The organism is Methanosarcina sp. UBA411 (assembly GCF_002495725.1).
In the GTDB taxonomy this organism is placed as follows: Archaea; Halobacteriota; Methanosarcinia; order Methanosarcinales; family Methanosarcinaceae; genus Methanosarcina.
Genome location: NZ_DAGK01000007.1, coordinates 1 through 12,265, shown reverse-complemented (window position 1 = coordinate 12,265; position 12,265 = coordinate 1). Strand labels below are relative to the sequence as shown.

The window sequence follows — 12,265 nt, the reverse complement described above, 5'->3', positions numbered from 1 at the left end:
GCATAACCAAAAAATAGAGGGTTACATGTTGACTGAATTTACTGTAAATTCCACTATCTGTGGTTTTGTCCACAAGATACATGGAAGCAAAAAAGGAAATAAAATTATTGTTGACATAGAAACTCCATGTGAAAAGATAAAGAAATTCTCTCACATGGAAGTTCCCATGATGGAAATTCTGGATATTAAAAACAATTACGTTATTGATAGAGCACAGGAAGCAAAGTGCTGTTCAAATTGCCTTGTGCCTTGTGCAGTACTCAACCTCTGCAGAATGGAGAGTGGGTTCCTTGCAAAATCATTGGTAAAAAAAGCAGGTAGCATCAGTATCGAATTCAATGATGTCTGAAGTTTTATATAGAGCCAATTTGAGAAACCTAGAAGCCTTCTCACTTCCAGGTTTTAAGTTTCAAGCTCTCGGCAGGCAAACCCACTATACTGCCTTTTGCTTATCTAGATCTTCATTCAAAATTTCAACTGAAAATCCAGCTTCACTTAAAATCCTGAGATATTCTTCTTTAAGTAAAGCACCTGCAATGCAACTTGTGAGCAGGTTTTTGTCATTTTTCAGCTCTACCTCTCGTACTTGAATCACCATAACATCCACTCGAACGACAGGACCCACCTACTATTGCGATTTTCCCTTGTGTCTCTTTAATTATGCTTTTTTTTCATTTGCATCCGCAGTATTATCTTCTCTTTCACTCATTAGTTATTCATCAATTCTTAATATGTTTTTAGATATCTCAGACAATTTCTGATAAGCCGCTTATAAATTCGTTTTTCAATCTTTAAACAGTAATTAATACAAGTCCGTTGATCATATTTACAATCTCTTGGTAAGAATCTGGTTCAGGTAGATCTTTCCCTCACTCCTACTCCCATAACTAAAAGACTTGTTTCCATAGGAGGATGGTTCCAGCCATCAGGTGATATAGTCTTTTTCTCAACTGAAATTTCAACCTGGTTTCCGCTAAGGCCACAGTCTTGCATGTAATCCGCAACAAGTTTTTTCCCAAATTTGACTGCTGCGTCTAGAGCCTCTGTATAAGCATCTAATCTTAGTCGACTACCTGGTGCAAAGACCAGGAAATCCTTATCAGGTGAAATGAGACTTGCTGGTCGTATCAGTATCTCAACTCTTTTGATACCTTTTCCTACAAGTGCTCCGACCGCATTTCCTACCTCGGCATGCTCTGGAACCAGAATTTCTGCATCAATTAATTCATTCAGCTCCTTCCTGTATGCCCGGACAGGTCCTCCAAGCAACACAACCGGAATATTCAACTGGAATTTTGCAGGATAGTCTCCATCCAGGATCTTTGCAATTGATGCATATGGAACGCCTGCCAAAATATATGATAATAGATGAAGTACCATATTCCTCGCAACTCGCTTTTTTACAGCGGTGCAAAACTCTACTGGAGCTATATGCATGAGCCTTGCAAGTCTTTCTGCGCCAATTCGCGAAGCTTCGGCATTCCATGCAGTATATTCTCCTAGCACATGCAAGGCGTCAGTAGGAGTGAAACCGATTGCTTGGACAAGACGTTTCCTAATAAGAGAATCTAAAGTCTGAGGATGGAAGTCTTTTCGGATAAGCGCTCTGATTTCAGGTACTGAGACGGGCTCATTTCCGATAACCTCTAGCACTTCAGCTTCAGACCTGCTCAGTTCTCCTGTCGGGTAGCCAGATCTTACAAAAAATTTTGTGGGTTGAATGTTCTCACCCAGCTCTTCTCTAGCAGATATGGGCGTCCTTTTTAGATTATTCAAGAAATCCGGATATTTTACCGCAGCTACTGCCAAGGGCATAACTCGCCTAGGTCCTAAGAAGAGTTCCTTGTTAACAGTCCAGACATGACTGTCCCCGCCTGTAGCTGTTGTTTCCATCCGAATAGCCTTTACCCGGGTCTTCCAGTCACCCACCACTGCACCTTCTTCGCTCAGATCAGGTACACCCATGCAGATCGAGGAAATATCTGTGCTCGTGCCTCCTACATCTACAACTGCACAGGTTTCAAGCCCAGAGAGATACGAAGCTCCAACCAAGCTTGCTGCAGGACCAGAAAAGATAGTTTCAATAGGCTTTTTCAGGGCATCTTTGATTCCGACAACAGAGCCATCACATTTGAGCATAAGAAGTCTGGCATTAATTCCCCGCTCTTGTATATCTTTAATTATGGACTTCACGAACTGCCTTGTTATCGGGATCAGCTGAGCATTGAGGAAAGCTGTGACTGCTCTTTCATAGGCTCCGAGTTCTTGGGAAAGCTCATGCCCACAAACAGCAGGAAGACCTGTAAGTTCAAGAATTCGATCTTTTACTCTAAGTTCATGCTCTGGGTTCCTCGTGCTAAAATAGGAAGAAATGGCAAAAGCTGAAACTTTATCCTTTACGCGCAGGGAAAACTTCTCAATAGCATCCAGATCAAGAGGAGCTTCTTCTTCTCCATTATGGTTATGTCCACCTGACGCAAGAAGCACATATTTTGTAGGAAATTGTTTTTCAAAAGGATGGGCTCCAATAAGAACCAAAGCTACTGGAAATCCAGTTCCTTCCAAGATAGTGTTGGTAGAAAGGGTTGTGGAGACTGAAACAAGTTTTACATTTTTAAGATATTCAGGGTTTAGGCCGTCTATTACGTTTTTGATGCCGGGATGGAGGTCAGGATAAGTAGTAAGCGACTTATTTGAGTCAACAATGGCACTATCCGTATCCCTTATAAGCACCGCATCGGTGTATGTGCCTCCGGCATCAATTCCAAGACTATATTGCATGCTGAAAATTACTCCTTTTTTGTTTACTTACGAGTAACATGTATTGGTCTTTCGGCTAGTTTTATATTACACTGGGATAACCGGATATCGAATTTTTAATAAATAATGGAAAATAAAAAATAAATAAAATAATGAATGCTTCAAGTACAGAATTATAATTCCATATAATGCAAAGCAGTTTGACTGCGTAATTAGGTTTTAAGGCCTCTTTTACTATCGTCTCCAAGCTGCATTGTACTTTTACCAAAGTATTTCCTTCCCCAGTAAAGTGCAACATTTACAAGTCCGATCATTACAGGCACTTCAATCAGAGGGCCTACCACAGCTGCAAATGCCTGCCCGGAATTGATCCCAAAAACCGCTACTGCCACAGCAATTGCTAGTTCAAAATTGTTACTGGCCGCAGTAAAAGCAAGAGATGTTGTCTGTTCGTAATTAACTCCCATTTGTTTGCAGATCAGGAAAGAGACCCCGAACATAATTACGAAATAGATTAAGAGAGGAATTGCAATCCTTACAACGTCTAATGGCAGAGCAACAATATATTCGCCTTTTAACGAGAACATTACAATAATCGTAAATAGTAGGGCATATAGTGAAATTGGACCTATTGTGGGAATGAGTTTGTTATCATACCATTGAGCTCCTTTAGAAGGACGTAAGAAATATCGAGTTAAGAAACCAGCAGCGAAAGGAATTCCCAGATAGATCGCAACACTTCGGGCAACTTCTCCCATAGATACATGTATTTCCATACCACTAAGTCCCAGCCATTCAGGTATTATGGTTATAAAGAAATAAGCAAAAACGGAGTAAAAGACTAACTGAAAGATTGAATTGAAAGCAACCAGGGCAGCAGCATATTCGTTATCTCCGTCTGCCAGGCTGTTCCATACAATCACCATGGCTATGCACCTGGCAAGACCAATTAGAATAACACCTACCATGTATTCAGGATATTCTCGTAAAAATATAATCGCAAGTATAAACATCAAAATAGGACCAATGACCCAATTTTGTAATAAGGACAGGCCTAATACTTTATGATTCCTGAATACTTTGCCTAATTCCTCGTATTTTACCCGTGCTAGGGGAGGATACATCATAACTATCAAACCGATGGCTATAGGAATCGAAGTCGTACCGATGGATAAACTCTGTAAAAAGTCTGCAAATCCGGGGAAAACGAAGCCTAGAGCTACACCAATGAACATAGCCAGAAAAATCCATAGGGTCAAATAACGGTTCAAGAACGATAATTTTGACACAACGGAGTCTTGCAGATAGGACACCTCTTTGTCTTTAATAAGCTGATAACTTCTCACTCAATCGCAGCATCTGTTACTTGCTTTAATCTTTTCCAGAAGTTCCAGATCTTTTTTACAAATGTCAATTTTCTCTACTTCATCATTAATGATTACTGAAAGAAAGGGAAAATTTGTGAAAGTTTCATCCTTTAATCTATAGTAAACCCATTGGGACATTTTTTGGGAAGTAATAATCCCTGAGATTTTGAGCCTGTTCAAATGCCTTGAGGTGTTAGATTGTTTAATGCCCAGAACAGTCTCAATATCACAGACACACAATTCACCGTTTTTTAGAAGATTCAATATCCGTAGTCGGTTTTCATCAGCCAATGCCTTAAGAATATCAACGAGATCCGCAAACATCACCATATAATATGAGTATAATTACATATACTCATATGTTATTTAAAAATACTGATTTTATTTCTAACTGCTAATTACTGATCACATAGAAATTAATAGCTCATTCCAGAACTGATTAAATTTCCATAAAGAGAGGAGTTCAGAACTATCTTCCTAAACAGAAGATTAATTGATAGTTCTAAATTGGGATGGGGAAATAACTGTAATAAGTTTTTGATAGATTCTTTAAAAAACGATTAATATTATATTATGATGATAGAATTGAATAAATCTAAATAAATAGAATGGCAAGTATTAAAAAACATTTAATACATCAAACAAAATTGATATGAAAAATCTTAATTAGAAAGCTTAACTTCTTTTATTTATGAACTATTGTTGTCCTGCCGATCCTGAGAAAAAGAAGGAATGGGAAGAGAAAATGCTCCAGGAAATCGATTTCCTGGATAATGACATTAAAAAAGTCAGTGAGATATTCAGCGCTCTTGGGCATCCGATAAGGCTGAAGATTGCTTACTTCCTCTCTCAGAGAGATCACTGCGTTTGCGAATTAATATTTAAATTAAATGAGAGACAGAACCTTGTTTCTCATCACCTGGCAATCATGAAAAACTGCGGGATCATCGAAGCCTACAGCAGTTCAAAATGGCACTTTTACAAGTTAAATCCAGAATTTGAAAATGTTTTTCACACTATTTCACAAATGAAAAACAAAAAATCCTGATAAAAGTTAACAGATACCGAAAAGAAGAAAAACATAACGACTGAGGTTTTAGTCCTTACAGCAACAGCAGTCTTCTTTTTCCTTACCGTTTTCAAAGATTTTGTCATATATATTTTCCGCATATACATTTGTCCATCCAATTTGTGAACCGGCAGCAACGAACATAGCGATTGAAATAGCTTCGGCAATCTCTTCCTTTGTAGCCCCTGCAGCAATTGCTCTCTTGGAGTGTGCATCAACGCAGAACTGGCAACGCATAAGGACAGAAGAGACAACGGCTATAAGTTCTTTGGTCTTGAGATCCAGATATCCGTCTTTAAAAATGGAATTTCTCATCTTTCCGAAAGCTTCTGCAGTTTCAGGTAGTATTTCATTCAAAAAAGACATTTAAATAGCCCCTTGTTTATAAAGATTTTAAAGCATATTGTAGTTACAAATTGTTTAAGTTCAAAGTAAATCTGTTTATCTATAATAATCTATAATAAAATAATATTTTAAATTTACTTTTAAAGTTTTTATTTGAAGCAACATTGTCAAGTATTCCAGTAATTTTAATGGCCAGGCCTTCTGCAAAGAGAAGAGTTCCATCGCATAGTGTTACCTTTGGATTCGGGCTTATGTGTGTACAGCAAGTCCTCTTCATTATCTATAGGGCTGTTTTCAGAATCCTCTTCTTGCACCACACTATTTTCTTTTCCCATTTCTTTAGACTCCATTAGACTTCCTAATTAACTTAGTTTTTAAACTTATATAAGCTATATTTAGAATTCAGATTTAAAAACCCTCATGACGGATATCAAGAATAGTTGATACATGTTAGAACGATTTGTACATCTATCAATAATAATTCGAAGTTTTTAGAGTTTTAGATAGAAGACAGAATGCTATATGCAGATAAATTGGTAGTTATCCTCAGACAGGAATATTGATAGTAAGAAAATCGGTAGTATATTGGATTTAGGCTTCCTTGACTGCATTGGATTTAGGCTTCCTTGACTGCACGTATTATTACTTCTACGTATTCGGGCTTCACATCTGAAGGCCTGGTTTTTTCAATTCCAAGTTCCGTAACTACCATGTAGATATCTGCTCGCATCCCGGCTTCATCGAGTTTTTTTGTAGCACATCGATCCGTACAGCCGTCAAGGACGAGAATTCTAAAGCCTTCGGATGCTGCATCCTCAACCACATCGACTCCTTTGTGAGCAGCCGCAGCTCTATACACATCCGGCCTCATGAAAGCAAGAGTAGATGCTGCCTGCATGGTGAGTTTTCCGGTGTTAGAAAGGCCTGAACAAGCGAAAATAAGGGTATTTTTCCTTCTTCCTGAAACGTGTTCCATTTTTTTCTCCAATATGGGCAGATATTCATTATTTATCATTTTTATCAGTCTCATAAATAACAACTTTTAATTACAAAAAAATTTCTAAAAAAGCAGTTTCGGATATCGTTGAATTCAATAATGATGCTGCCTGCCTTTATATATTGGGAAGTAGAAGGCAGCAGGTCTACATCTCTTTCTTTTGGACAGTGTACCAAAAGTTCTGTAAAGTACAAAATTCCAGCTTCCTGCGCAGCCTTATTAATATGACATTAGTTCCGTAATCCGGACTTTTGATAATACTGTAAGTTGCCGATTACGTTATGTGATAATCACCATAGCAACAGGACGAAGCTTGAAGCTTCAAATCTAAAGAAATGTGGCAGAAACCATTGAAAATAATCAATATCCATTATCCTGCCAAAGATCTTCAAATCCCTCTTAACTTTATAGAAATACTTCTTGGTTTTCAGGGATAATACATACAGGAGTTTCAAAGGCACTGCCTACATACGTATTCATGTCTAGCATTGACAGGATGTAAACCAGAGCATCGATTCTATCCGGCGATTTTTTCTGCGTACGGATGAAACTTGCCTTTATGGGCTCAAATCTCCAAATAGCATAAGGAAGAACTGATCACATATGAGTTTAAAGGAATTATTAAATTTAGAGCTCCTGTTCAATAATTTAGGGAGACGATCCAATTTTTAATGGATCGGCAATCACAGCACCGATTAACAGCCCCGTGGAGATCGCTACAAAGGTCAGAGCTACCTGGATCAGACTGGCAATGGAAGAGGAATAATTCTGCCCCACTAATGCAGCTAAGCTGATAAATCCAAGTGCTCCGGGGACCAAGATCCAGAATGCAGGTGTTATAGATACATAATATGGTGTTCTAAGTTTGGAGCGCTCCAAAAAAGTTCCTAACATTGTCATGATGATAGAACCTATGAAAGCCCCGAATAGTCCCCCAAAAAGGTAGTTTCCTACTTGCTGTCCAAGAAAAGTGGCGAGCAATACAATTAAAACCCCTAACATATCCTTGTTTCTTATAGACATCAAGAGGTACATTCCTAGGGTGAAAACAAGAACCCCAATATAGGGAGCCCACCAATTCAAAGGAGTTGCCGCATTGGCTATTATGTAATCTTCGGACAAGCCTACAACCTGTAGGCCTACTATCACTCCAAATAAGAGAAGTAGCAGTATTACAACCCCCTGAACCAGGCGGGCTGCACCAGAGACCAAATTGTTTGCTGCCAGTTCGAACATTCCCGTAGACAGAACTGCTCCAGGAATGAAGTAGGCAAGTGCAGGGACCATTATGGTTAGGGATCCATTTATAATTCCCTGTTTAAAACCGAAAAAGAATATTGTGGAAACAATAAAAGCCGTTAGAACAGGCAGAATCGGAGTAAGTTTTGTTTTATCCTCAGAATAAGCTAATATAAGTCCCGCTATGGCTCCTAATGCTCCACAAAAAAATAAACCATTAAAAGTTGGTAAAAAGAGCATTCCCAGGCCTGTGGAAAAAAGTGCATAGCCTAAAATATTTTTAAGATAGTTATGTTGGCGTTTAACGTTTATTATTTCATTAATAGACTTTATTCCCTGTTCAGGTGTTATTTCAGCATTTTCTGCCTTGTTGATCAACTCGTACAATCTTGAGACCTGGTCTAAAGCAAGTACTCCGGGTTTCTGCAGGGCGACTTCCAGAGCCTTTGAATCGCCATCTGCAATCTTTATGATTAAAAAAGTAGGTAAACTAATAACCTCCTCAGCTTTGAAACCATAAGCCAGGCATATTTTTTTCAAAATTGACTCTATGGACATTACCGCGATTCCTGCTGTAGTCAGAGCTCTAGAGAGTTCTGTGAGAAATTTTAAAAGTTGATAGGGTGAGTCGGACTCTCTAGAAATGCTCAAATAGTTTGTATGAGACGAATCAGTATGTGGAACCATTTTATCAATTCTTGAATTCTTGAATTTGTTCACTTTGAATTTTCGGTGTGTAGCGCATTCCCAGCCTATTCGCGAAGCCGGAAGAGAAATCCAAATGGCCTCTTCCTTACAGATGATCTTGCTAATATGCTAGCAGCCCCAAGTAGCAGGTTTGGATCGTCAGGAACGAGGATATGGAATCGATTTCCCATTATTTCCGTCACCTAATATATTTTTATAAATTGCATCAGCATTCACGGGATATAGTTTCCCATTCTTCTGAAATGCAAAAGTACTGAGATCTTTCAACCGATCCCGGAGGGATCACTGTCAATGATATAGCTAGCAGCTCCTGACCACCAAGCAAGGAAGTGGTTGCCAGACTTCAAGACATGATGCGGTAGTCGTGCCGGTAAGAACCGATGGGCTTCATCTTATAGTCAAAAGCCTGCATTGTACCAGCTATGATTGTCACATCCACACCTTCAACCAATAGCTAGGAGGCAGGATCAACATTGAATTTCGTCCCTGCACCCGTGGGAAAAACAATATTGTAGCATCCATGCTAATCGTCTTGACATAGCCTGTCCCCACATAGTTTCGCTGCCCAGCTTGCTGGACTTAATAGATAACATGTAGAACTAAAAACATGTTAAGATAATCTCCAGCGAAAGGAACAAAAGTAAAAGAAATATGAGCAGTCAAAAATAAAAATATATCTATCAATGTGGTAGGGTTGCCCAGCACGGTCAAAGGCAGCGGACTTAGAAAACAAAAATATTGGACTAAAAGCATAGACCAATTTTATTTTTGGATGTTACTATTGATTATTTGGTAGTTTCTTAGAGGAATAGCCAGAGAGTAAAGAAGACAAGAAATAAATCAGAGAAGATTAACAAGAGCTTGAACCTGTTTATCCTTAATAAAAGTCATATTCAACGTTTCACAAGATATAAACTATCATTGAATAGCTACATTGATCAAGAATCACAGCAATTCAAGTATGAGGGAGGGAATTTTGTAGCTTCTTTTGAATATATTCGGACAGTGAAACCAGGTGATACTTTTAGGGACTGGCTTGTAGAGGTGCTTGGGGATAGAATACATAATAAAGGTTGTAAAGTTAGAGTTTTTAAACTCAGTCATGCATCCCATAGGATCTGTAAATATGAATTCAAGGGGGAAAAAGTAACCATAATAGCCAAATTTTTTGGGATACCTACAGGGGTAATTAAAAAGTACAATAGCTATGGTTCGATGAATAAAGAATATGAGAATCTTAAAAAAGCCCAAAAAATAATTAATGTCCCAGAACCTATCGCAACAAATAGAGAGTTTAATTGTGTCTTAGCCAGTAAATATGTATCTGGGAAACCTTTATTCTGGTACCTTAAACACAGGAAAGAGCTTAAGGAAAAATTAGAACTTATAGCAGATATGCTTAGAAAGCTTCATGAAAATACGCAGACATATTATGATAAAGAAAATGAATTTTCAAAATTCCATTATGTTTTGAATCATCTAAAAATCAACCAGTGTATGAAAAAAGAATATAAATATCTGCTTGGAAAATGGTGGCACAGTTCCCTCTTGGATATAAAAAAAGGCTGCATGATTCATAATGATTCTACTCCTGTAAACTTTGTATTTCACAAGGGAAGACCGTTTTTACTGGACTTTGAACTAGCATCCCGACATGGAAATTTCGCATGTGATCTCGGGATACTTTGTGCTGAACTTAAATACTATTTTGCTCGGAAGGGATCAAGCCAGAAAGCAGAGCCTTATATTCGCCATTTCCTAAAGCGTTACAGTAAAGATGAAAAGGAATTTTGCAAGATAACTAAAGTTATTCCTTTTTATATGGCTTATGGCCTGCTGAGAATTGCAATGTTTAAGTCTAATACAAGTTACAAGGATTATCCTCTGAGAGAAGCAAAGAATTGTCTGGAGATAATAAAGAAAATTTAAGAGTTTATACAGGCTCTTGATGTCTTATTGTACTATCTCTAACTGGCGGTTATAAGCAGTTATTATAACTTCAGTCCATTTATTAGGATTATCATAAACATATTCTCCGAAAAAGAACCTTTCATCTGCCTCTTTTCTGAGAGCTTACAGGATCTCATTTAGAGTCCAGTTTCGTAGAAATTAGTGCGTTCAATCCGGGCTTAGGGATTTAAATGGGTCAATACCCGAAAGTTGTTTGAGCAAATTAATTCCTTTATGCTCAGTTTAAAGGCTTTAGCCAGCAGTCCATACCTGTAAAGCAAAGAGACATTTTGTAGAGATAGCTGGGCTGTATCAATTGATATTCCCGCATTGGTAAGGATTCGAGTAATTTCATCAGCAGTAAAGTCCAAGTGCACCTTGTAGCGTAAGCAGATGCCCTTTAATAAGAGTGACTTATTTAGTTTTGGTTTGCACTGCATCCATAAATAGAACCAAGGAGAGACAGACAATTTCCTAGTAAAACGACAGGCTCAGAGCCTAATTATTCAAAAGCAGTTAAACATTTACTCAACTACGAGAAATAGAATACAATAGACCGTACAGCACACTTAAAATAAAAAAGAAACCTGCAACGACTAGAAATCCTCGTAAACCAAAAATGACATAGGATGTTCCAAAGAGAATATAAAATATTCCAGAGAGAATAAGAAAAGCTAACCAGTATGAGTAGTACTTGTTATTCATAATTAATAATTAGAAGAACAGTAATAAATATTTTGCTATGTTATAGAATGATATAAATAGCTGTTAAGAGTAGACCGTTATCGTTTAACTACCTTTTGAACTCCAATCAAATCCTTCTTAAAATAACCCTTTTAATCTGCAACTTCTCCTAACTGCGTAAATTGCTAAAGTTGAGATATAGTAATTCAAGTATAGAGTTAACTAGTGGAAGAAAATAAAAAATACACAATTATATTCATCTCTGTAAAAACGGAGCAATTTTATGCATTACTATGTAAAGAACAGTACCCTTATAATCAAAGGAAATTTCGAAGCCGTGAGTACGGGCTTAAACGGTGGCCGCGCGCGGGTCAAGTACCTTGCCAACAAACAGGTGCCAAGAACCTTCAACCCACCAGACCCAAGAGAATTCGTAAAAGAAGAAGCCCTGAAACTGGGCCTTGAAGAAGCTCACTTCGGCCTCCTTACGGCTGTGAAAATGGAATACCTTCAGGTAATAGAAAATGACTACCTGACAGCTTTTATAACTGCTGGCGTAAGCAATGGTTCGGAATTCAGGACAAAAGTAGGAACCATAAATATAATTCTGGTCTCAAAAGCAAAACTATCTGAGACAGCTCTTCTCGGAGCGAGAATCACAGCCACGGAAGCAAAAGGGCTTGCCCTGCTTGAGAAAGGCTACACCTTCCTTGGTACGAACACGGATGCAGTGATTGTTGCCTATGAGATTGACTCTGGGTTTGATTCAGAATCTAGCCCAAAGAATGAGAGGAAGCAGGAAATTCCTTACGCAGGTTCAAGTACAGATTTCGGAAAAAAGATTACTGAAGTCGTGATTAAAGGAGTAAAAGCAGGGCTTGAGCTGCGGGGAGAATAAATCTAAAAGAGATACCTTTTGATACTGAAGCAAAAATGACCCACTTTAAACTGATATATAATATTAACCAGAAAACATATAAAATATATTTCACAGGATTTTAGGACAGTTTCAAAAAAGCATATTCTAAAGCATATTCTTAATGAAGTATAACAAGTCATAGAATCAGTGTTGGAAAAATAATATTGCTGGAAAACAATATAAAAGATCAATAAAAGTATCAAAATTGATTTAGAAATAGAAGAATA

General features: G+C 37.9%; 12 protein-coding genes. 4 read left to right on the top strand and 8 right to left on the bottom strand.

Features of this window, described 5'->3' with window-relative positions; all coding sequences use genetic code 11:
- The first annotated feature begins 28 nt into the window (after positions 1-28).
- On the top strand, positions 29-349 hold the full coding sequence (locus BP861_RS02685; RefSeq protein WP_292372359.1) for a DUF6951 family protein: 321 nt from the start codon (positions 29-31) through the stop codon (positions 347-349).
- Positions 350-433: 84 nt separating this feature from the next.
- Here BP861_RS02685 and BP861_RS02680 read toward each other — a convergent pair whose 3' ends face one another.
- The 4 genes from BP861_RS02680 to BP861_RS02665 all read right to left on the bottom strand — a co-directional run bounded on the left by BP861_RS02680 (position 434) and on the right by BP861_RS02665 (position 4,457).
- Positions 434-598, bottom strand: coding sequence for a hypothetical protein (locus BP861_RS02680; protein ID WP_292372324.1), 165 nt, complete (start codon positions 596-598; stop codon positions 434-436).
- 254 nt (positions 599-852) lie between these two features.
- On the bottom strand, positions 853-2,781 hold the full coding sequence (locus tag BP861_RS02675; protein ID WP_292372322.1) for a hydantoinase/oxoprolinase family protein: 1,929 nt from the start codon (positions 2,779-2,781) through the stop codon (positions 853-855).
- Between the two features lie 191 nt (positions 2,782-2,972).
- Positions 2,973-4,064, bottom strand: coding sequence for an ACR3 family arsenite efflux transporter (arsB, locus tag BP861_RS02670; protein ID WP_413788520.1), 1,092 nt, complete (start codon positions 4,062-4,064; stop codon positions 2,973-2,975).
- A 42-nt stretch (positions 4,065-4,106) separates the two neighbouring features.
- Positions 4,107-4,457: an ArsR/SmtB family transcription factor gene (locus tag BP861_RS02665; protein WP_292372320.1), complete on the bottom strand. Its 351-nt coding sequence runs from the start codon at positions 4,455-4,457 to the stop codon at positions 4,107-4,109.
- 361 nt (positions 4,458-4,818) lie between these two features.
- Between BP861_RS02665 and BP861_RS02660 the strand changes: the two genes are divergently transcribed.
- Positions 4,819-5,175, top strand: a complete 357-nt coding sequence (locus BP861_RS02660; protein ID WP_292372318.1) for an ArsR/SmtB family transcription factor — start codon at positions 4,819-4,821, stop codon at positions 5,173-5,175.
- A gap of 48 nt (positions 5,176-5,223) precedes the next feature.
- On the opposite strand, the gene BP861_RS02655 is transcribed toward BP861_RS02660, so the two are convergent.
- From BP861_RS02655 to BP861_RS02640, 4 genes are all read right to left on the bottom strand, one after another.
- Positions 5,224-5,562, bottom strand: a complete 339-nt coding sequence (locus BP861_RS02655) for a carboxymuconolactone decarboxylase family protein (RefSeq protein ID WP_292372316.1) — start codon at positions 5,560-5,562, stop codon at positions 5,224-5,226.
- Between the two features lie 164 nt (positions 5,563-5,726).
- Positions 5,727-5,891: a hypothetical protein gene (locus BP861_RS02650; protein ID WP_292372314.1), complete on the bottom strand. Its 165-nt coding sequence runs from the start codon at positions 5,889-5,891 to the stop codon at positions 5,727-5,729.
- Between the two features lie 266 nt (positions 5,892-6,157).
- On the bottom strand, positions 6,158-6,517 hold the full coding sequence (locus BP861_RS02645) for a putative zinc-binding protein (RefSeq protein WP_292372312.1): 360 nt from the start codon (positions 6,515-6,517) through the stop codon (positions 6,158-6,160).
- 669 nt (positions 6,518-7,186) lie between these two features.
- Complete coding sequence (locus tag BP861_RS02640) at positions 7,187-8,497, bottom strand: threonine/serine ThrE exporter family protein (RefSeq protein ID WP_292372310.1); 1,311 nt, start codon at positions 8,495-8,497, stop codon at positions 7,187-7,189.
- A gap of 993 nt (positions 8,498-9,490) precedes the next feature.
- On the opposite strand from BP861_RS02640, the gene BP861_RS02635 reads away from it, so the two are divergent.
- Positions 9,491-10,414, top strand: a complete 924-nt coding sequence (locus BP861_RS02635; RefSeq protein WP_292372308.1) for a phosphotransferase — start codon at positions 9,491-9,493, stop codon at positions 10,412-10,414.
- A 988-nt stretch (positions 10,415-11,402) separates the two neighbouring features.
- A complete protein-coding gene (locus BP861_RS02630) occupies positions 11,403-12,017 on the top strand; it encodes an adenosylcobinamide amidohydrolase (RefSeq protein WP_292372306.1) in 615 nt (204 codons plus the stop codon).
- Positions 12,018-12,265: the final 248 nt, after the last annotated feature.